Here is a 21,491-nt window from a genome sequence, read left to right on the forward strand (position 1 = left end):
GTAGAATATATTTTTTATAAACGGTCAATTTAATTAAAAATTTCAGTATAAAAAATACCTGAATTTAGGTAGAAAAAATTACACAATTTTCAGGATTGATTAAGTTTCAGGACTCCAATAGCTTTGCAGGTACGGAATCACTAATCATAGAATATCAAATAAAGTAACTAAAATTTAAACAAAAAGATTATGAAAAAAGCGAGAATAAACCAGCTGTTGAAAGGTACATTTGTAGTGCTTCTTGCAACGATGGTAATGGGATTTGTAGCCTCTTGTAGTAAAGATGATGATGATACTCCTAACGTAAATGGAGCAGGGAAAAGTCATAAAGTAGTTTTTAAAGCGATAGCTTCTGCGGGAAGTGATATAGATGTAGCAGTGTATGGAATTGATGGTAACCCAACTACTGCTTCCAGCCTTAGCGGAACAACGTGGTCAAGCCCTGAGGTTACTTCAGAAAAAGGTGCCTATAATGCGAATGTAGCGGTAAGTGCTGTAGGAACGAATGCATCTTCTACCTTAAAGGTTCAGATCTGGGTAGATGGAGAGCTGAAAAAAGAAGGAACTTCCAGTGGTCAGTATTTATCAGCTTCTGCAAGCTATGTATTTTAAAAACTAATAATACTTTCAATATAAAAAACCGGCGCCGAGATTTATCTCGGCGCCGGTTTTTATGTGGTATTAAAATTAAATAACTTTTACGATGAAATAACTCTTCTTACCCTTTTGAAGCAATAAGAATTTGCTGTCAATAAGATCCGTCTCATTAGCTGTAAAAGTATCATTTACTTTTTGTTTGTTAACAGAGATTGAATTTCCTTTGATTTCTCTCTGTGCTTCACTCTTCGATTTCAGGAATCCTGATTTCTCTGAAAGAAGATCCACAATGTTGATGCCTAATACATCAGCTTTTGCTACTTCTTTTTGTGGAACCCCATCAAAAACTTCTAGGAAAGTTTCTTCGTCAAGGCTCACCAAATCTTCAGCCGTAGAACGTCCGAAAAGAATTTCAGAAGCTTTAAGCGCTTTTTCATATTCTTCTCTTCCGTGTACCCAAACGGTTACTTCTTCAGCTAATCTTTTCTGAAGTTTTCTCTCGTGGGCTGCTGTTTTATGCTCTTCAATTAAAGCTTCAATTTCTTCTTTTCCAAGGAATGTATAGAATTTAATAAATCTTTCAGCATCTTCATCAGTAGCATTCAGCCAGAATTGGTAGAATTTATATGGAGAAGTTTTCTTTTTGTCTAACCAATAGTTTTCTCCGCTTTCAGATTTTCCGAATTTAGAACCATCCGCTTTTGTAATCAAAGGAACGGTTAAGGCAAATGCTTCACCCTGAGCTTTTCTACGGATTAATTCTGTTCCTGTAGTGATATTTCCCCACTGGTCGGAACCTCCCATCTGAAGCTTTACATTATTGTTTTGATATAAGTGAAGGAAATCATATCCCTGAATCAACTGATATGTAAATTCTGTAAAACTCATTCCATCTGCCCCAGATTCTCCCGAAAATCTTTTCTTAACAGAATCTTTAGCCATCATATAGTTAACGGTGATGTTCTTCCCGACATTTTTAGCAAAATCAAGGAAAGAAATATTCTTCATCCAGTCGTAATTATTGACCAGTTCTGCTTTATTAGGCTCATTTCCTGCAAAATCAAGGAATCTTGAAAGCTGATTTTTCAAGCAATCTACATAGTGTAAAAGCGTTTCCTCATCCAAAAGGTTTCTTTCTGCCGATTTTCCGGATGGATCACCAATCATTCCTGTAGCTCCACCCACCAAAGCAATGGGTTTGTGACCATGCTGTTGAAAGTGTGCTAAAATTTTTATCTGAATAAGACTTCCGATATGTAAAGAATCGGCCGTTGGATCAAAACCAATATATGCAGTAGTTACCTCTTTATTTAGTTGTTCATCGGTTCCAGGCATCATATCAGCAAACAGACCACGCCATTTCAGTTCTTCTATAAAGGAATTCATTGATTTTTTTCTTTAAAATTTTAAGTTGCAAAGATAATAAATTCAAAAGTATAAAGTGAAAAGGAGAAGAAGGGAAATAGGAAAAGGATTGAAATTATAAATAAAATGAATAACTTTCTCTGATTGGCTATTCACTTACGAGGCAAAATTCACGATTGATAGCTGATTCAGCTTTGCATTTTCAACCCAAATATTCTATATTTGTTATTAATGAACGACGAACAGCTATTTCTCCTCATTCAAAAGGCCAAAGATAAAGATCAGAAGGCCCAGACTAAACTCATTAATGTTTTTTGGGTGGATGTTTTCTCTTTTGTAATGAAAAAAGTGAAAGATGAAAATGATGCCGATGAGATCACTGTGAATGTTTTTTCCAAAGTATTATCGAAATTGGATATGTTCGATCCGCATTTTCAGTTTAAAACATGGATTCTAACCATTGCTCAGAATACTGTTATCGATTTTTGGAGAAAAAAGAGTCGTGAAAATGAAGACGCCGTTGAAAATCTTGATGAGGTTAAAAATCAATATGCAAAATCCCCTGAAGAACTTTTAATCTCTAAAGAAGAGCAAAAGAAAATCATTAAAACCATTGAATCTCTGGATGCCAATTATCAGGACATCATTAAGCTGAGGTTTTTTGAAGAAAAAAGCATCAAGGAAATTGCAGAAGAATTAGGTATTTCTGTTGCTAACACAAAAGTTCGTGTGATGCGTGCTAAAAAGGTTCTTGCTGAATTGCTTAAGAATAATGAGTTTGAAGATAACTAAGAATGTGGTTGGAAAACGCAAAGATGCTAAATATACTATATCTAAGACTCAAAGATTTTATCTCCGATAAAATTGAATACTATTTATTTCTCGCTGATTTAGCAGATCATGCAGATGACATTAGAAACCTCAAAATCATTTTAAAATAGAATATTTAATGCACGAATAAGATATCTAATATCTGGCCTTTAAACTAAAGGGCACATAGGTGATAATAAAATGTTTAATTAGCAGAATACTTATTAGTAGCTGGTTACAGGAAAATTTCCTGTTTGGTTTTAGGAAGTATGATTTTCACACTTTTATCATTTCTGTTCTGAAGATTGATCTTGACTCCCTTTTTAATGTATGTTTCTTTTTGAGAAGGCCCATATTCTTTAGTATCATCAACATCATTCTTGAAATTAATCTGTCCGGTAGAAAGATTAAAATCTACATTTTTGATATAATCTCCCGGTCTTCCCGAGCTTGAAGTATGTCCTATCAATTCAAAATGCCCGTTTTGATATCTGTACTTATCAGTATAGGCCCATTTCCAGCTGCTGCCACCGAAATGGTTAATAATCAGAATTCCTTTCTCTATGCTGGTTCCAGAATAAGGATCACCCATAATACCTCCGGATTCACTATCAAGAATGGCATTCATAGATCTTTCAAGGATCGTCCATTGACCATTCACTTTTTTCAGGATCTGAATTTCACGGAGATCACCCAGTTCACCTGGGTCTTTTGTATTGTAAACGATTACTTTTTCAGGAATTTGATCTCCATCAAGATCTCCATCCACAGTTTGCAGGATGGTGGAACCTTTTGGCTGAAATTCTTTTTGAGCCCAACAAAAGGTGCTGGAAATAAGTGATAAGATGCAGAATATGGTCTTCATAAAATATTTTGAGTTTTGAAATTACAAAATTATATGTTTCATCAATATCTGTGTTTGATTGTTTCGATAAAAAAATCACTAACTTTGAACCTCAATTTGAGAAATAAATGGAGAATTTAGTTCAAGATACTACCGTTCAAAAACCAAAATGGATTCGTGTAAAACTTCCTACCGGAAAGAACTACAGAGAATTGAGGACTTTGGTTGATAAATATAAATTAAACACCATTTGCCAAAGCGGAAGCTGCCCGAATATGGGGGAGTGCTGGGGAGAAGGTACGGCAACGTTCATGATTTTAGGAAATATCTGTACAAGAAGCTGTGGATTCTGTGGAGTAAAAACAGGAAAACCGCTTGATGTCAACTGGGATGAACCTGAAAAAGTGGCGCGTTCGATCAAATTAATGAAGATCAAACATGCAGTTCTTACTTCTGTAGACCGTGATGATATTAAAGATATGGGATCTATCCTTTGGGCAGAAACTGTAAATGCTGTAAGAAGAATCTCTCCGGGAACAACGATGGAAACCCTAATTCCGGATTTCCAGGGAATCACCAAACATATTGACAGATTGGTAGATGTTGCTCCGGAAGTAATCTCTCACAACATGGAGACTGTAAAACGTTTGACCAGAGAAGTGAGAATTCAGGCCAAATATGAAAGAAGCCTTGAGGTTTTAAGATATTTAAAAGAAGCGGGACAAAGAAGAACCAAAACAGGGGTGATGCTTGGTTTAGGGGAAACTAAAGATGAGGTTTTCCAGACAATTGAAGACATCCGAAATGCCAATGTAGATGTTATCACTCTTGGACAATACCTGCAGCCAACCAAAAAACATCTTCCTGTAAAGAGATTCATTACTCCGGAAGAATTTGATGAACTGGGAGACTTTGCAAGAAGCTTAGGTTTCAGACATGTTGAAAGTTCACCTCTAGTAAGAAGTTCTTACCACGCAGAAAAACATATTCATTAAAATACAAACCGCTTAGCAATGGGCGGTTATTTTTTTTAGGATAGGTAATAGGTAATAGGGTGGTGCTTAGGAACTGTTTTAACCAAAATCAATAAGGAATGGCTTCCATCATTCCCCTCTTCCGGAGGGTGGCAAAAATTCTTAGAATTTTTGACGGGGTGGTTTACGCTCCAATATAAAAATTACCAGGAATCATCTGTGAAAATCTGTGCTATCAGTGGGAATAATAAACTTTTAAGCCCATAAAATCAGCGAGACAATTAAAACGATTTATTACAAGAAGATTCCCTGTTAATTACCCCGATTCGCCCATTAATTTCAATAGGTTTGAAATGCTTTTTCTTGAATTCTGAAGGCGTTTCCCCTGTATGTTGTTTGAAGAGTTTGTTAAAATAGGAAAGACTTTCAAACCCCACCTGAAAACAAACCTCCGTTACAGAAGAATCTTTTAACAGATAAATTTTAGCCTGATTGATTCTGTAATTATTAACAAAATCGGTGAATGTCATATTAGTTTGCTTTTTAAAATAACGACAGAAAGCAGGAGTACTTAAACTGACAATCTGGGCAATCTCATTCACATTAGGTTTTTTATCGTGATTTTCATGAATGTAATCGTAAATCGTTCCCATTCTGATCTTATCATTCAGGAACCATTTGATTCTCGTATCTTCTTTATTAAGCTCTTGTACTTCTTTAGAACTGGCCATAATTTGCAAGATTTCAATTAATCCCATTAATGATTCAAAAGAGTTTTTTTCCTTAAGAAGCTGAAGTTTTTCAACAACAATATTTTTGGTTTCTCCGGAGAAAGATAATCCAAGGTAAGAATGTTCCAAAAGATTTTTAATATTCTCAAATTCAGGAACAGGAATAATGATATCCTGAAGAAAATTTTCCCGTATTTGCAATACGAGTTGTTTACATTCCGTCTGTATCCCATAATCAAAATTAAGATGAGGAACATTGGCACCGATAAGCAGTAATTCACTGTCTGTAAATCCTGAAATATTTTTTCCAACATGTCGGATTCCGTTGGATGCTTCTACATATACCAGTTCTATTTCAGGGTGATAATGCCAGAAAAAACAATTTTTCAGACTGGGAGCAAATATCTTGAAAGATTTCCCCTTTTCAAACGCTATCGTTTCTTTCTGAATCTTCATTTTGTTCTGTTTTGATTGTTTGTAGAGTTAAAATTAAACAAAAAGGTTAATATGGAGCAAATTTTTATCATTCAAAGAGGTGTGAAATCCAATCTTTCTTTCGAATTTTGCACTTTCAAAAATAAAGATGGCTCACCATTTTTAATTTCAAGATATTAATTCAGAAAAGAACAGACAATGAAGATTGATAAAAGAATAATACCGCTGGCGATTGGCGGATTGGGAATAGGAACTACCGAGTTTACCGTTATGGGGTTGTTGCCGGACATCGCAAAAACATTGGAAATTACAATTCCGCAAGCAGGGCATCTGATTTCTGCTTATGCAATGGGAGTGGTAATCGGAGCACCGCTTTTGATTGGATATTCAGTAAAGTATCCTCCTAAAAAAGTGTTGATTGCTTTTATGATTCTGTTTACTTTATTTAATGCCCTTTCTGCCATAGCTCCCAACTATGGAACAATGCTGATCATCAGATTCATGTCTGGGCTTCCTCACGGAGCTTTCTTTGGAGTAGGAACAGTAGTGGCTGCTAAAATGGCAGGAAAAGGGAAGGAAGCCTTTTATATATCCATGATGTTCACAGGGCTAACCGTAGCCAATCTGGTGATGGTTCCTTTGGTAACTTATATTGGACATGTCTTCCATTGGAGACTATATTTTGCTATTGTCGCTTTGATTGGTGTTTTTGCTCTATTATTTTTAAAATTATGGCTCCCATCAATTGAGGCTAATCAAAATACCCATTTTATGGATGAATTACAATTCTTGAAAAAGAAACAATCATGGCTGGTATTAGGAATTACAGCGATTGGATTTGGAGGTCTTTTCACATGGTTGAGCTATATCACCCCTTTAATGACCGGAATTTCCGGAGTTGATAGCAGCCAAATGGCATATGTAATGGTCCTTGCCGGAGCCGGAATGGTGGTAGGTAACCTTGCGGGAGGGATTATTTCAGATAAATTAGGGCCTGAGAAAACCTGTGCACTTCTGATCTTTTTAATGATGATCTCACTGGTAGGGGTATTTTTACTTTCAGAACATCAGAATATTGCTTTCCTATTGACATTTATGTGTGGAGCCTTATCCATGTCAATTGCTGCCCCTATTAATATTATGATGATGAAAGCAGCTCCGAAAAGTGAAATGATGGCCGCAGCTTTTATGCAGGCAGGATTTAATATTGCGAATGCAATGGGGGCTTTTTTTGGTGGAATTCCTTTAGAATATGGCTTGCCGTTCAACTATCCATCGCTAGTAGGAGTAGGGATGACCTTTATCGGATTTGTAATTAGTGTAAGATATATGTATCTGTATGGTTCACAAACGGCAAATAAAGATGAAGCGGCTGTAGAATGTGTTTCGTGTGATAAATAGAAACGTATAGTTATAAAAATTAAGCATAGATTACAGAGAATTGTCATCTGTGAGAATACAAATAGGTAAGCATAAAAAAGGCTGTCCCAAAGTCAAAAATAGACTTTTGAGACAGCTTTTTAAATTAATACATTGATTGATTCTGATTAGAATTTAAATACACAGCCGCAAACGCTCATTTTGCCTTCTACAACTGTTGTCCATTGTCCGTTCCACCTACCTCCATAAGATGCACAGATAGAAGGGCAGATCTCTTTAGCGTCTTCGTTGCTCCAGATTGGGCCGGCTAAAACGTCTAAAGTATATTCTGTGCTGCCTGTTGGCTGAGCGTTTAATTCAACTTCTATAACGCTCATTTGTCCTTCTACAATGGTAGTCCATTGTCCTGTAAATTTTCCTAAGTGTGCCGCAGCAATACGTGGTCCTAATTTTTGTGCTTCATCGTTGCTCCAAAGTGGTCCTGCAATAATGTTTGTTTTAAATGTTGACATGGTGTAAGTTTTATGGGTTAACATTACAAATGTACTCACGATAAAGAGAAATAATTACAGTAGAATGTGCCAAATTTATAATTAGGTGTTTTTACCTATCTATTTAATATTTATTAATTTAGAAAACAAAAAAAGACTGCCTTTTAAGACAGCCTTTCGTTGTTTTATGAGGTTGATTAAACTTCCACCTCATTGCCATTTTTGCACCAGTAAAGTGCATTGTATAAATTTTCTTTTGGGAAAGATTTAAATTCTCCCGGCATCAGAACACTGAAAATATCCGTAAAGTTCTGTACTGCTTTTTTATCTGTAACAATAGCGGTCCGATTCCATTTTGCAAGATTTTTTAATCCTAGCAGGAGATCTTCAAGCCATGCTCCCATGGTAAACTTATCCAGATCGGTATCCAAATACAGTAAGTAATTCAGCTCACCAAATTCGTCTACTTTCTCTTTCACACGCGGAATTACCAGTTTTTCAAAATCTTCTTTCGTTACTTCCCCCGTTGCACTGAATGCCGCAACATTCTCCGGAGCTTCTGGAATAATTGTTATCATAGTGAATATTTTATGAGGGTTGGATTTTAATAAAGCAACAATAATTAAACCATACATTCATCAAAAATTGTTAAAACAGGTATAAAAATTGTTATTTTTAATATAAAATATCAATATGGATCTCAAATCAAATGAACCTTTTTGGCTTTTAAAAAACGGACTGATGGCTACTTATCCTTCTTTAAAATCAGAGGAAAGCTGTGATGTCTTAATCATAGGCGGCGGAATTACAGGAAGTCTTATTGCCCACCAAATGGTAAAGGATGGCTATGAAACAATCCTCATTGATAAGCGTGAGCTTTGTAATGGAAGTACCTCTGCAACCACTTCAATGCTGCAGTACGAAATAGATGTTCCACTTTATGAATTAATAGAAAAAATAGGAAAGAAAGGAGCTGTTGCAAGTTATAAAGCTTGTTCAGATGCCATTGATATTCTAGAAACACTTGTAAGAAAAATACGTCCCAAAGCGGGATTCAAACGTAAAAAATCACTGTATTTTGCTTCGAAAAAGAAAGATGCTGAATGGTTGAAGAAAGAATATGAAGCCAGAAAAAATGCCGGATTTAAAGTTCAATGGCTGAATGCAGATCAGGTTTTGGAGACATTTGGATTTGAAAATACTTATGGTGGTATTGTATCAAAACAGGGAGCCAGTATTGATGCCTTTCAGTTTGCTCATGAACTGTGTAAACACAATGTAAGAAAAGGATTGAAAATCTTTGATAAAACTGAAATGACAGAAGTAGAGTATCATAAAGGCTTCAATATTGCTAAAGTTGATAATGGTTTTCAAATCAGGGCGAAGAAAATAATTTATTGTATAGGCTATGAAAGCAAAACTCTGCTGAAAGAGAATTTCGTTAATCTGAAAAGTACCTATGCTGTGGTTTCTGAAGTAGATCATGATAAATTTAAAAATATCACCAGTACTTTAGTCTGGAATACCGATGATCCTTACCTCTATATGCGGACTACAGATGATGGCAGATTATTGATTGGTGGTGGAGATGAAGATTTTTATGGTGCTGAGAAAAGGGATGCGATTCTCAACAAAAAAGAAAAAGAAATTATAAAGAGTTTAAAGAAGATAAAGCCTGATTATCATTTCTATCCAGATTTTGTGTGGGCTGGAACTTTTGGAGAAACAAAAGACGGACTTCCTTATATCGGGGAACATCAAAAATTCAAGAACTCTTACTTTGTATTGGGCTTTGGAGGAAACGGAATTACTTTTTCAGTAACCGGGATGGAGATGGCTTCTTTGTTTATGAAGGGGAAAAAACATCCATTGTCTCAATATTTTAAATTTGGACGATAGAAGGTTCTTTAATCATGAACAAATACAAATAAATAATTACACTTAAGCTGAAAACAAAGGTTTTCAAAACTTAAGTGTAATTTATTTTCATAAGGTTTACTGCTTAAGAATATTTAAAGGGTAAGCCTTGTTGTAATTGGGATTTTTACAAACTATATCCATTTTTCTTCGCCAGTTCCTGTATAGAGCTTTCAATGGCTTTTCCAAGATCATCAGAATCATCAGTTCCTCTTTTTTTTATTTCATTATCAATGTAGGTCTGGCGCTTTTTAGAGAGTTCTTCAATTTCTCTTTGAATTTTTTCACGCTCTGCTGATTTTATAGACACTGCTTTTTTTATCTCTTCCTTGCTTTTTCCTTTCAGTTCCTCAGGAAGCTCACTTGCTTTCATGTTGGCAATAAAGCTGTCATCTTTTTCAGCTTTGTCTATCAGATCCCAATGTTCGTTTTTATAAGCATTCTTTTTAGACTTGGAAACCGTTCTTTCTACAAGATTGGAAACCGATTGTACCTCTGCATTTTTATCCTGAGTAATTTGTTTCATCTTATATTCAGAACCGTGATTTCCATAGTAAATATAGGTGTCATTCAGTTTAGTGTTATATTCGGAAATCCTGATATCATATGGTGTTTCAATATAAATCACCTTTTTATCACTGTCGATATTAAAGTATTTTCCACCACCTGTTGTTGCGCCTTTCTGCCAGAAATCCTGAATTCCTTCTTCCCGGCTTCCACAGTAAATGGTATTGGTATAAATATTTTTACTCTTTGCTTTTGAGATGACCTCTTTGTAATCAATTTTTCCTTGGTTGAAAGGCTCATTACCCGCAATATAAATCAGTTTCATACTTTTCTCATTGCCGTCCCAGTTCAGATTGGCAGAAGCATCACGAATGACTGCACCACAATATTCACTTCCGCCATTAGTTCTTAAGGCGAATAGCTTTTCAGAAACAAGGTCAAGGTCCTGAGTAAGAGGGGTCACCTGACGGATATAGTTTTCATCCCGGATCCCATCGTTTCCATATTCATAAAGGGCAATTTCAACTTGTGGAGCCTGGCCATTATACTTTAATGTGGTTAATGTATTCACGATGTTCCAGAGTCTTGATTTTGCCTGGTCAATTAATCCATCCATACTGTTGGAAGTATCAAGCAAAAGAGCCACCTGGATTTTATTGTCCTTTGATGTTGTATTTACACGGGATACGGAAGCTCTTTGTACCGTTATGTTTGGGTTTCCAGTTTCACTTTTTGAGCAGCGGATGGCCGGAGCTGTACCAGAGTTTAAAAGAGCTGCTGCAATGGCTAAGATTTTCAAAGTTGTCATATTATTATTTTTTATAGGTTATCTGCTGTAATATTGAATCTGCATCTCTTTCGGATATTTGACTTCATAAGAGAAATTGATCTTTTCAGAACCACCGGAGCCTATGTTTTTGTTCCAAAGAATACTTCCGGTTTTTTCATCAAGGTTGCCACCACCAGTTTCTATAGCTTTCACTGCAATTTTGGAGTTTTCACTGATCGGAAGTTGATCCAGCACTTCCAGTTCAATACTTTCTTTGGTATTGTTTCTGATGCTGATCTGATAAGCTTCAGTTTCCCATTTATTGGAACTCATAGATTTCTGAGAGGCCTTATCTTCCAGTTTGATTCTTTTTACCGTAATTCTTTCATCCACTCCAAGAGAAATCGGAAACTCATCCTTCACATAATTGCTGGCAATATTGGTTTTTCCGATATAATTATCTTCAAAATAGATGTTCGCTTCGCCATTAATCAGGTTGAGGTTCTGCCAGTTTTTTACAAAAGCCATCAGGAATACCTGATTGTTAAGTTTTGGAACTGTATGGTATTTGTAGGTGGCATCAATCTGTTTTTTATCCAGAATAACGTATTGTTCTTTTTCCTGACTTAGAATTGTCTGATTGTAATTCAGTTCATAAAGTACATTCATCTGGTTATCAGAAACCGAAGCAATTGGAATCTGGCTTGGTTTTGCAGCGATGTCCTGTCTCATCTGGTAGACATTCATCAGTGCAGATTCTTTTTTAGACCTGTAATCGGCAACTTCCAATATTGGATTATGAACAGTGTATTCTGCAACATACAATGGGGAAAGAATAGGTCTGTCCTGATTATATGACGGTCTGTAAGTAGATACAAACAATTTTATATTTTTCCAATCCTGTCCTGTTTTTTGGTAGATCTTGCCTTTATAAATCATTTCAAGAGGCTTCTTTGCAGATTCGGCACGAAGATCGTAAGATGGAATCCATCCCGCATCAGAAACAATATAGCTAACTCCCAGACTTAGGTTTGTATCATTATCTGCCAAAATTTCAAGCAGTAACTCTTTTCTGTTGGTATTTTTATGAGTCTGTTCCTCACCGGATTGTTTATTAAGTTTAGCAATACTTTCATCCAGTGTTGCTTTCTGTTCATTCAGTACAAATACCTGGTTGTCGATTTCCAGCATTCTTTTTCTGTAAAACTCAGTAAGCTTAATCAGCTGTTCCTGTGGAGTAGATTTATCATTGGTGGAAACTTTTAAATTATCATTGATGATATTCTGTTCTCCGCTAAGGTTTTTAATCTGAATGTTTAACAGACTTACCTGTCTCTGAAGCTTTTTTCTTTCATTATCCAGTTTCATTTCACTGTCAGAAAGCTGATCTTCCTTCAAAAAATTACTTTGAGGAGTGATGGAAAGGAGTGTGGTATTTTTTTCAAGATTGATTTTGTAGGTATTTTCATCCAGATTATTGGGAAGATTGATAATTCTTACCATATTACGTCCCTTCTGAAGAGTAATATTAGTATTTCCGAACACTTTTGCTCCCTGAAGAAATACCGTAGCCTGCTTTACTTCAATTTCCTTCTTTATTTCCTGTGCCTTGAAGAAAACTACTGAAAATATTGTGATTAAAAGATAGCGTTTCATCGTCTATTATTTTAAATTATAAAGTAAAATTACCCGTATTTAAACCTGAAATTGGGGATACTTGGTGAAGAGAGATTTTCACTTGGTGAATGGCTAACCACCTATTTTCTATTCTTTTTTGACACGAATGCCTTTTGTAAATCTGGAGGCATCCGGGGCCCAACAAAAACAAAAAAGGCTGCCAAAAATAGGGCAGCCTCTCTTAAATCTGTTATTTTAAAGGATTTCGTATCTCGTTTTGATACTATATTTTAACTTGATGTTTTCGATGTTGTCAAAAGACATGTCTACCGGAGCATCTGCCATTTCAAGCTGTGCATTGCTCATTCTACCTTTGTAGGCAACTGGCATCACGGTGTCGCTGGTGTAATCTTCAATCTCAACAATTTCCAGAACATTCCCTACTTTTTTGCCCATGCTTTCCAACAGATAATCGGCCTTTTCTTTCGCCGCTTTTAAAGCATTGATCTTTACTGCTTTTCTGAAATCTGCAATCTTGGTGTTCTTTACTTCGGAGATGCTCAGGTTGCTTACCCATTTCTGGTTCAGGTCTTCAAAGATTTTGTTAAGGTTTGATTTTGCACTGGCTTTAAATACATAGTTCTTAGAAAACTTTCCGTTTTTGGCGTAAATGTTCTGGTATGAAGATTTAAACTTGATATCTTCGTTCTTTACTCCTGCATTCTTTAAGATATCAAACATCTTCTTTTCATTGTCTGCCAGATCATTTTTGTTATCACCTTTTATTCCGATGCTGAAGGTTACTTCATCCGGTTCTACTTCCATTTCTGCAACCCCTGTTACTTCAATTGCGTTTTTCTTTACTTCCTGAGCGTTTACAAAACTTCCCAGCGTTAAAATTCCGATTACTAAAAAATGTTTCAATTTCATAATTTCTTGTTTTTACTTTTAAATTCTGATGTAAAATTAGTTCGATCTGATGCTGAAAATCGGGAGACTTGGTGAAATGGAACTTTCACTTGGTGAGATGGGATAAAATGGAACTTTTATTTAATCAATGATATTTTAACTTTAAGTTTTCGATCCAAATTATTTAATAACGCTAAAAATATTATATCTAATAAATGTCCTTGCGAGCCCTTGTGTTAAATCATCAATTGAAGAACGGTACATATTCCTATTTGCTATAAATAATTTAATAACGCTAAGAATCGCAAAGAGTAGATGATAGTTATGCGAAATATTCCGTTCGCAAGGGCATTTCATTCAGCAATGTACATAATCAGTTTTCATTTGCTGAGCGTTAGCACCTCTGCGAACGTAAAAATATTATATCTAATAAATGTCCTTGCGAGCCCTTGCGTTAAATCATCAATTGAAGAATGGTACTTATTCCTATTTGCTATAAATAATTTAATAACGCTAAGAATCGCAAAGGGTGGATGAAAGCTGTGCTGGATATTTCCGTTCGCAAGGGCATTTCATTCAGCTATGTATATTGTTAGTTTTCATTTGCTGAGTGCTAGCGCCTCTGCGAACGGAAAATATTATATATAATGTCCTTGCGAGCCCTTGCGTTAAATCATCAATTGAAGAACGGTACATATTCCTATTTGCTATAAATAATTTAATAACGCTAAGAATCGCAAAGGGTAGATGATAGTTATGCTAAATATTCCGTTCGCAAGGGCATTTCATTCAGCAATGTACATAATCAGTTTTCATTTGCTGAGCGTTAGCGCCTCTGCGAACGGAAAATATTATATATAATGTCCTTGCGAAGCTCAGCGCTTAAATAATTCAAAATATTATCAACTCAAAAAATTAATGATGACCAACTTGGTGAAATTATATTTTCACTTGGTGAAGGATAGAAGTTGATCAATAAAGTTTTACTTACTTTGCATTAAAGATTTGAAATCCGTGAAATTAGTTTTTAAAATACTGTTTATTTCAATATTGATGGTGGGAAATTACTTCTCAGCACAGGATACTACGAAGGTTTCCCAAGCAGTTAAATCTGCTGCAAAATTGAAGAAAGCCGTAGATAAAAATGATGATAAAGGAGTTGCTGATACGTATGTGGGAATGGCCACCGATTATTACAATCAGGGAAATTATGCCAAAAGTGAAGAGTATCTTGTGAAAGCAAAAGCTCTGTATCAAAAACTTAACGATAAAAAAAATCTGGAATCTGTTACCCGAAAACTAGCCCAATCACAGGAAAAACAAAATAAAATAACACCTGCCATCAGTAATTATAGCATGGCGGCAGAGATGTCTTATAGTACAAAAAGCAGGGCCGTTAATTCAAATGATGCTGCAAGGCTTTCTTCTCCTGCACCTGAAGTGAAGGCAGAAGCCATTCAGAATAATATTAATATAAGCAAAAAGGAAAATGAGCAGGCTGATGTTGCAGCAGGATATAGTCAATTGGCAGATATCAATATTCAGCAGAAAGATGTTGCCAAAGCTGCAGAAAACCTCAATGCAGCTTATAAAATTTCTAAAAAAGAAGCTCCTCAGCAAGCTCTGGAAATTAATCAGAAGCTGGCCAATCTTTATGTGGAAAATAAAAACTTTGATAAAGCCATTGAAGCCAAAAAGAAAGTTTTAAAGGAAAATTTTGTCAAGGAAAATTCACAGGAAAAAGTGAATCAGATTCAGGAGTTGGCAGATATTTATATTAAAAAGAATGATCCGAAAGAAGCTGTAGATTTATTGAAGAATGCGTACGGGATTGCTTTGGATAAAGGCCATACGTTGGAAGCTCAGAAGAGTGTGAAAAAACTGGATAGTTTGTATGCCATCTCAGGAAATGTTGATGCTTCAGTTCAGTTGTACAGAGACTTTCTGGGAAAACTTCCGAATCTGGTTTCCAAAGACAGAAGTCTGATAGATAATAAGATTCTGGAAGATACGGAACAGAGAATTTCTCAGCTGGAGAAGGAAAAAGAGCTAAAGGACGAGCTTATCCGTAAGAAAAATGTCTTTAATTATGGTTTAATTGGAGCTTTGATTCTGCTGACCAGTCTGGTTATTTTCATTTTCAGAACCTTGAAGAAAGTTCAGATCAAAAATAAAAAAATAGCTCTTCAGTCTCTCAGACGGGAGATGAATCCCCACTTTATTTTTAACAGCCTAAATAGTGTTAATCACTTTATTGCTACAAATAATGAACTGGAAGCCAATCAATACCTGACGAAGTTTTCAAAACTGATGCGAGGGGTAATGGAAAACTCTACTGATGACTTTATTCCTTTCCAACAGGAATTGGATCTGTTACAGAATTATCTTGCTCTGGAAAAAACACGTTTTGCGGATAAATTTGATTACGAAATTGATGTAGATGAAAGTTTAAATCTTCAAAATTTGCAGGTTCCAGGAATGCTTGTACAACCTTTTCTTGAAAATGCTATCTGGCACGGACTGCGTTACAGAACAGAAAAAGGGTTGTTAAAATTAAGCTTCGAGAAAAATGAACAACAATTAAAGATCATTATTGAAGACAACGGAATAGGAATTGAAGAAAGTAAAAAACAGAAAACCCAACATCAGAAAACCCGCGAGGGAAGAGGCATGAAAAATACTCTGGAAAGAATTCAGCTGCTGAATGATCTGTACAAAAAGAATATTACCTGCTCTGTAAAGGATAAAGAGAATAACAGTGGTGTTTTGGTCACTATTCAAATTAATCTGCTATAAAAACAATATCATGAAAAAGCTTATATTTCTGTTAACCCTGATGATGAGTCTATTTTCAGGATTTTTATCTGCTCAGGACATTGACAGTATCAGACTTACTCATATTCTTAAAGGTCTAAAGCTTGACAAAACCAAGATAAGGGAGGAACTTTGTGTGGAAAAGAAAATGCCTAATGCGGAAGATTCTTATATTGTGGTTATTCCGGTTGTTCTGAGTCAGGAAGAAGAAGATTATGTTTTTACCGTTCAGAACTATATACTCATTACAGACAGCAACGGAATTATAAAGAATAAATATCTTGACCCTACAGAGCTTAACTCCGATGCTGTTAACCTGAGAAGTTTTACCATTGATACTGGTTTATACAATATCAGTACAAACATCCGTGCATTTGGAGTAAAGACAGATTTTGTAGGAAGCAGTAAGCCCAATCCTTATGCTTCAGGTACAATTTCAATGTATTATCCGGAAGGAAAGACGCTTAAAAAAGTTCTCGATCAGTTTGAATTGGATTCTACAAGTGGTGAATGGGATACCCGATGTAACGGAGAATTTGAGAATACCCATTCTTATATCATCATGGATTCATCCAATACCAACAATTTTACAGATCTTAAAATAAAAACCATTTCAGTAACCACAATCAATGAAGAAATAAAAGGAGAATGCGAAGGAAAGGAAACTTCGAAAACAACGTATAAAATACTGAAGTTTAAAAATGGTTATTATCACTAAGTTTATTTAATGAATTTAGATGTCAAAGTATTAGCTTTTTTATTGGTATTTTAAGTTTTTGTTATTTAATTGTAATATTTGTAACGAAATTTATATAGAAACGTCTTATTAAATAAAAACTAATCAGATGGAATCTAATACTACAATTGCACGATGGGCAGGATTCATTTATCTTGTCGTTGTAATAACCGGGTTTTTCAGTTTGATGTATGTGCCCTCAAAGCTGATTGAATGGAAAAACCCTGAGCTGACTTTCAATACTATTTCTGTTTCAAAATCTTTATTCAGTCTGAGTATTGCGAGTAGTATTCTTTGCTACATAGCTTTTACATTGCTTCCATTGGCTTTGTATAAACTGTTGAAAAATGTCAACGGAACCTATGCTAAGCTGATGGTGATTCTGGCACTTATCAGCGTGCCCATTTCTTTTATCAATCTTCAAAATAAACTCTCTGTGCTTACGATTATAGAAGGCGCCGATTATCTAAAGATTTATAAAGCAGAAGAGCTACAGGCACAAGTGATGATGCTGTTGAAAAATTATAACAATGGAATTTTAATTGTTCAGATTTTTTGGGGACTTTGGCTTTATCCTTTTGGTTATCTGGTTTACAAGTCTGGCTTTCTACCCAAAATTTTGGGAATATTTTTGATGCTGGGTTGTTTGGGATATGTTCTTAATGTCTTTGGAAGGATTGTGATTCCTGAATTTTCTAGTTATGCAATATCAAGCTATATAACATTACCTGCTTCAATAGGAGAAATAGGAATATGTCTGTGGCTGCTGATTGTAGGAGGGAAGAGTAAATCCATCAATAATATTCATCAAAACTAATATACCATAAACAATTCTACTCAATTTGAAGACATCCGGGTAAATGTCAAAATTATACTTGCCGGATTTTGGACTTCCGTTACATTGTGTTATTTATATGGTGATTATTTTGAGCTGTATACTCCGGGAAAAGCACAAGGGCTTGTGGATGGGCACAATTTATTGAACACTCCACTGAATTTATTAATGGCCGCAGTTGTTTTGGCCATACCCGCCGTTATGGTATTTCTTTCCTTGATCCTGAAACCGACGATCAACAGAATTCTCAATATTGTTTTCGGAGTCTTTTTTACTGTAGTGATGCTGCTTATAGGGATTTTATCCTTCTCGGAATGGTATCTGTTCTACGTTTTCCTTGCCACTGTAGAATGCATGATAACCATATTGGTCGTAGTGTACGCCTGGAAATGGAAAAGAATATGATGGATATCGGAAAGATTGCAGAGTTGATCAAATATTCCTAATTTGCATCTGTAATGTAGTACTTGTATCCTAATATGTAAACCCAATGAAGATCAAAGCTGTAATTGTAGATGATGAACTGATTGCAAGAGAAGTATTGAGAAGCTATCTCACCAAATATTGCCCACAGGTAGAAATTTTAGGTGAAGCTGAAAATATCAAAGAAGCCGTTCCTTTGATTGCTGAAAAGCAACCTCAATTGGTGTTTTTAGATGTAGAAATGCCTTTCGGAAATGCCTTTGACGTATTGGAAGCTACCAGAGAGTTTTCCTACGAAACCATCTTCATTACTGCATTTTCACAATATTCTTTACAGGCTTTAAATAAATCTGCAAGTTATTATATCTTAAAACCAATTGATATTAAGGAACTCATTCTGGCTGTAAACAAAGTTGTTGAAAGTATAGAGAAAAAGGAAGAACTCAACCGGAATAAAGTTTTGCTGGAGAACTTAAAATTAAAACCTGAAAAACAACAGATTATTCTTCCCACCTTACAGGGGTTTGATGTGGTGAAAACAGAAGATATTGTAAGGCTTCAGGCAGACGGAAATTTTACACAGGTGTATCTTACGGATGGCTCAAAGAAAATGGTATGCAGATTTCTAAAGCATTTTGATGATCTTTTAGAAACTCCTTTTGTGAGAGTTCACCGTTCCCATATCATCAATACATCCTTTGTGAAATCTTATCATAAAAGTGGAACTGTAATGCTTGCTGATAATACTGAAATTGAGGTTTCAGGAAGCTTTAAAGATAATTTTCTGAAAGTTTTTTCCTAGAATTTATTGTTCTTTAACAGCCCAAAGGCACTATTTTTGACGTTTCCATCAGAACCACACAAAATTTTCTGTTATGAAGACCTTTCACAAAATAATCCTTCCTGTTTCATTGGGTGCTTTAGCCTATATGGCCTTTCATTCCTATTCTGTAGGAATTCCGAGAGGAGCTGTGGCAATAAAGAATTTTGATATTAAAAAATATCTCGGAAGATGGTATGAAATAGCCCGTTTTGATTATAAATTCGAGAAAAATATGGATAACATTACTGCAGAATATTTGGAAAATCCCAATGGCAGTATTCAGGTTAGAAATAAAGGCTACGATTATATCAAAAAAGTATGGAATGAGTCCATTGGAGAAGCTAAATTTGTTAAAGATGCTACTGAAGCAAGGCTGAAAATATCCTTTTTCAAACCCATATGGGCAGGTTATAATGTCATTGATATTGATGAAGACTATCAATATGCTTTAGTCGCTGGAAGCAGTTTAAAATACCTCTGGATTCTCTCCCGAACTACAACGATTCCAGAAAGCATCCGACAGCGTTTCATTGAAAAAGCTCGAAAAATCGGTTATAAAACAGGTGAGCTGATCTGGGTGAGACATCATCAATAATAATCAGGCGGGAAGGCAAAATCACCACATGGCAAATTTGCCTTTTACCCTTTTATTTTTTACCCTTTAATATATTCTTTCCATTCCTCAAAACGATAATCAATGACCTGTTTCATTAGATCGTAGTTTTCGTAGGTATCTTCAATATGGTAGAAGGTTTCATATTCGTAATCATTATCTTCAGCTTTACCATCAAAAAGGTTCACATAATCATCAGCAAAAGAACTGTATCTGTTTCCAAAATCGGTGTCATCTGCGTAATAATCCTTTGCAAAGCTGTTTCCAAGGTCACTAAGGTCATATTCAGAGAATTTACCGTCACATGAATCCATGATAAATTCAGCCCCTGTAATTTCTCTTCTCTTTAATTTTTCAATTTCCTCTTCATTATCTTCTTTCAATTCATCGGAGATAAGATGGTTATGGATACACCAGTTCAGGAACATCCCGGTATGCGTTGCTCCGTTTTTCTGAGGAAGCTCCTCAGGAAAATCACCACCATAATGCCATGACGCATCATCATATTTAGACATAATTTTAATTAATTTTCGTCAAAAATAGAAAAAATCAATTTATATTGCCACTGCCGCATATTTTTCCGTCATTTGCAGGAGAATTTTTTTCAAGAATCTCATATATGGAAAAAGCAGTCCTAATCACTATTGGTGACGAAATCCTTTCAGGGAATACAGTAGATACCAATTCCAATTTTATTGCCTCTGAATTGAAGAACATCGGGATAAGGGTTGTACAGATCTTTACCATTTCAGACGAAATAGATATCATTAAAACTACATTAAGGACCGCTTTTGAACTGGGTGATCTTATTATTACGACTGGCGGGTTAGGCCCAACAAGGGATGATAAAACCAAAAAGGCACTTGCAGAATTTTTCAATGACGAAATTGCTTTGGATGAGGTTACGTTTAATCACCTTAAAGGATACATGGAAAGACGCGGAAGAGCAGACATTCTGGAAAGAAATAAAGAACAGGCTTTCGTTCCTACAAAATCTATTGTTTTTCAAAACCATTTCGGTACTGCACCCTGTATGATGATGGAGTTGGATGGAAAACTGTGCTACAGTTTACCGGGTGTTCCTTATGAAGTAAAACCATTGATAAAAGATCAGATTATTCCTTATTTACAGGAAAAATTTAACCTTAATTATATTCATTCAAGAATTGTTTCGGTAGTGGGAATTCCGGAGAGTATTCTTGCAGATACTATTGAAGACTGGGAACTTGGCCTTCCTGAAAATATTTCATTGTCTTATCTTCCGGTAGGAACCAGAGTAAAATTGAGGATAACAGCATCAGGAGACAATGAAGAAGCTTTACAACAACAGACAGAAGACGAGATTCAAAAATTACTTCCTCTTATCAAGGATAATGTGATTGCTATTTCTGAAGATAAAATCGAAAATATTCTGGCTGAAATTCTTACTGAAAGAAAACTGACGATCTCCACGGCAGAAAGCTGCACTGGTGGAGAGCTGGCAAAAATGATTACTTCAGTTTCCGGAAGTTCAAAATACTTTCTTGGTGGAATGGTAGCCTATGCCACGGAGAAAAAAATCAAAATTTTAAATGTTTCCGGAGAAACGGTAGATCAGTTTACGGTAGTCAGTGAGCAGGTAGCCCAGGAAATGGCCAAAGGATGTCAGGAATTATTTGATACCGATATTTCCCTTTCTACTACCGGTGTGGCAGGTCCTGAAAAAGGAGAGGATGGGAAAGAGGTGGGAACAGTTTTCTACACCATTCGAATTAAAGATCAGGAAGTAACCTCAAAATTATATATGCCTCATCTGGAAAGATTGGATTTTATGAACTTCGTTTCTCAAAAGGTCATTCAAGATCTTGTAGGGCTTTTGATAAGTCTGTAGACGAAATAACTCTTTTTAATTTTTTTTTAAT

Annotated in this window: 21 protein-coding genes; 12 read left to right on the forward strand and 9 right to left on the reverse strand. The window is 35.5% G+C overall.

The window, feature by feature from the left end; all coding sequences use genetic code 11:
- The first annotated feature begins 189 nt into the window (after positions 1–189).
- Positions 190–612, forward strand: coding sequence for a hypothetical protein (locus CHSO_RS07205; RefSeq protein ID WP_045494184.1), 423 nt, complete (start codon positions 190–192; stop codon positions 610–612).
- Between the two features lie 75 nt (positions 613–687).
- Here the strand turns inward: CHSO_RS07205 and tyrS are convergent, their stop codons facing one another.
- Positions 688–1,983 carry a tyrosine--tRNA ligase gene (gene tyrS / locus CHSO_RS07210; protein ID WP_045494187.1) on the reverse strand — a complete coding sequence of 432 codons (1,296 nt, stop codon included), beginning with the start codon at positions 1,981–1,983 and terminating at the stop codon, positions 688–690.
- 210 nt (positions 1,984–2,193) lie between these two features.
- Between tyrS and CHSO_RS07215 the strand changes: the two genes are divergently transcribed.
- On the forward strand, positions 2,194–2,754 hold the full coding sequence (locus CHSO_RS07215) for an RNA polymerase sigma factor (protein ID WP_045494190.1): 561 nt from the start codon (positions 2,194–2,196) through the stop codon (positions 2,752–2,754).
- 253 nt (positions 2,755–3,007) lie between these two features.
- On the opposite strand, the gene CHSO_RS07220 is transcribed toward CHSO_RS07215, so the two are convergent.
- Positions 3,008–3,637, reverse strand: coding sequence for a hypothetical protein (locus CHSO_RS07220; RefSeq protein ID WP_045494193.1), 630 nt, complete (start codon positions 3,635–3,637; stop codon positions 3,008–3,010).
- A gap of 107 nt (positions 3,638–3,744) precedes the next feature.
- Here CHSO_RS07220 and lipA point away from each other — a divergent pair, with 107 nt between their 5' ends.
- A complete protein-coding gene (gene lipA, locus CHSO_RS07225) occupies positions 3,745–4,611 on the forward strand; it encodes a lipoyl synthase (RefSeq protein WP_045494196.1) in 867 nt (288 codons plus the stop codon).
- Positions 4,612–4,871: 260 nt separating this feature from the next.
- On the opposite strand, the gene CHSO_RS07230 is transcribed toward lipA, so the two are convergent.
- Positions 4,872–5,777 carry an AraC family transcriptional regulator gene (locus tag CHSO_RS07230; protein WP_045494205.1) on the reverse strand — a complete coding sequence of 302 codons (906 nt, stop codon included), beginning with the start codon at positions 5,775–5,777 and terminating at the stop codon, positions 4,872–4,874.
- A gap of 177 nt (positions 5,778–5,954) precedes the next feature.
- Here CHSO_RS07230 and CHSO_RS07235 point away from each other — a divergent pair, with 177 nt between their 5' ends.
- A complete protein-coding gene (locus tag CHSO_RS07235) occupies positions 5,955–7,157 on the forward strand; it encodes an MFS transporter (RefSeq protein WP_171817616.1) in 1,203 nt (400 codons plus the stop codon).
- 146 nt (positions 7,158–7,303) lie between these two features.
- Here the strand turns inward: CHSO_RS07235 and CHSO_RS07240 are convergent, their stop codons facing one another.
- Both CHSO_RS07240 and CHSO_RS07245 read right to left on the reverse strand, forming a co-directional pair.
- Entirely contained in the window at positions 7,304–7,648 is a 345-nt protein-coding gene (locus CHSO_RS07240; protein WP_045494208.1) for a mannan-binding lectin, read from the reverse strand.
- Positions 7,649–7,824: 176 nt separating this feature from the next.
- Positions 7,825–8,205, reverse strand: a complete 381-nt coding sequence (locus tag CHSO_RS07245; RefSeq protein ID WP_045502089.1) for an STAS/SEC14 domain-containing protein — start codon at positions 8,203–8,205, stop codon at positions 7,825–7,827.
- A 115-nt stretch (positions 8,206–8,320) separates the two neighbouring features.
- Between CHSO_RS07245 and CHSO_RS07250 the strand changes: the two genes are divergently transcribed.
- Complete coding sequence (locus tag CHSO_RS07250; protein ID WP_045494211.1) at positions 8,321–9,526, forward strand: NAD(P)/FAD-dependent oxidoreductase; 1,206 nt, start codon at positions 8,321–8,323, stop codon at positions 9,524–9,526.
- Between the two features lie 145 nt (positions 9,527–9,671).
- On the opposite strand, the gene CHSO_RS07255 is transcribed toward CHSO_RS07250, so the two are convergent.
- The 3 genes from CHSO_RS07255 to CHSO_RS07265 all read right to left on the reverse strand — a co-directional run bounded on the left by CHSO_RS07255 (position 9,672) and on the right by CHSO_RS07265 (position 13,367).
- Entirely contained in the window at positions 9,672–10,859 is a 1,188-nt protein-coding gene (locus tag CHSO_RS07255; protein ID WP_045494214.1) for a VWA domain-containing protein, read from the reverse strand.
- Between the two features lie 18 nt (positions 10,860–10,877).
- On the reverse strand, positions 10,878–12,476 hold the full coding sequence (locus tag CHSO_RS24920) for a DUF4139 domain-containing protein (RefSeq protein ID WP_052480518.1): 1,599 nt from the start codon (positions 12,474–12,476) through the stop codon (positions 10,878–10,880).
- Positions 12,477–12,692: 216 nt separating this feature from the next.
- Positions 12,693–13,367, reverse strand: coding sequence for an SIMPL domain-containing protein (locus tag CHSO_RS07265; RefSeq protein WP_045494217.1), 675 nt, complete (start codon positions 13,365–13,367; stop codon positions 12,693–12,695).
- 993 nt (positions 13,368–14,360) lie between these two features.
- Between CHSO_RS07265 and CHSO_RS07270 the strand changes: the two genes are divergently transcribed.
- From CHSO_RS07270 to CHSO_RS07295, 6 genes are all read left to right on the forward strand, one after another.
- Positions 14,361–16,142 (forward strand): histidine kinase, encoded by a 1,782-nt coding sequence (locus CHSO_RS07270; protein WP_232509161.1) that lies wholly within the window; start codon positions 14,361–14,363, stop codon positions 16,140–16,142.
- A gap of 10 nt (positions 16,143–16,152) precedes the next feature.
- Positions 16,153–16,878 (forward strand): hypothetical protein, encoded by a 726-nt coding sequence (locus tag CHSO_RS24925; protein ID WP_052480519.1) that lies wholly within the window; start codon positions 16,153–16,155, stop codon positions 16,876–16,878.
- A 127-nt stretch (positions 16,879–17,005) separates the two neighbouring features.
- Positions 17,006–17,713 carry a DUF4386 domain-containing protein gene (locus CHSO_RS07280; RefSeq protein ID WP_045494224.1) on the forward strand — a complete coding sequence of 236 codons (708 nt, stop codon included), beginning with the start codon at positions 17,006–17,008 and terminating at the stop codon, positions 17,711–17,713.
- A gap of 54 nt (positions 17,714–17,767) precedes the next feature.
- On the forward strand, positions 17,768–18,136 hold the full coding sequence (locus tag CHSO_RS07285) for a DUF6326 family protein (protein WP_262483774.1): 369 nt from the start codon (positions 17,768–17,770) through the stop codon (positions 18,134–18,136).
- An 85-nt stretch (positions 18,137–18,221) separates the two neighbouring features.
- The gene (locus tag CHSO_RS07290) at positions 18,222–18,956 is read left to right on the forward strand and encodes a LytR/AlgR family response regulator transcription factor (protein ID WP_045494230.1); all 735 of its coding nucleotides are present in this window, start codon (positions 18,222–18,224) and stop codon (positions 18,954–18,956) included.
- Positions 18,957–19,029: 73 nt separating this feature from the next.
- Positions 19,030–19,572 carry a lipocalin family protein gene (locus CHSO_RS07295; protein ID WP_045494233.1) on the forward strand — a complete coding sequence of 181 codons (543 nt, stop codon included), beginning with the start codon at positions 19,030–19,032 and terminating at the stop codon, positions 19,570–19,572.
- 59 nt (positions 19,573–19,631) lie between these two features.
- Here the strand turns inward: CHSO_RS07295 and CHSO_RS07300 are convergent, their stop codons facing one another.
- The gene (locus CHSO_RS07300) at positions 19,632–20,105 is read right to left on the reverse strand and encodes a hypothetical protein (RefSeq protein WP_045494243.1); all 474 of its coding nucleotides are present in this window, start codon (positions 20,103–20,105) and stop codon (positions 19,632–19,634) included.
- 104 nt (positions 20,106–20,209) lie between these two features.
- On the opposite strand from CHSO_RS07300, the gene CHSO_RS07305 reads away from it, so the two are divergent.
- Entirely contained in the window at positions 20,210–21,460 is a 1,251-nt protein-coding gene (locus tag CHSO_RS07305; protein ID WP_045494245.1) for a CinA family nicotinamide mononucleotide deamidase-related protein, read from the forward strand.
- Positions 21,461–21,491 lie beyond the last annotated feature (31 nt).

It is taken from the genome of Chryseobacterium sp. StRB126, from assembly GCF_000829375.1.
In the GTDB taxonomy this organism is placed as follows: domain Bacteria; phylum Bacteroidota; class Bacteroidia; order Flavobacteriales; family Weeksellaceae; genus Chryseobacterium.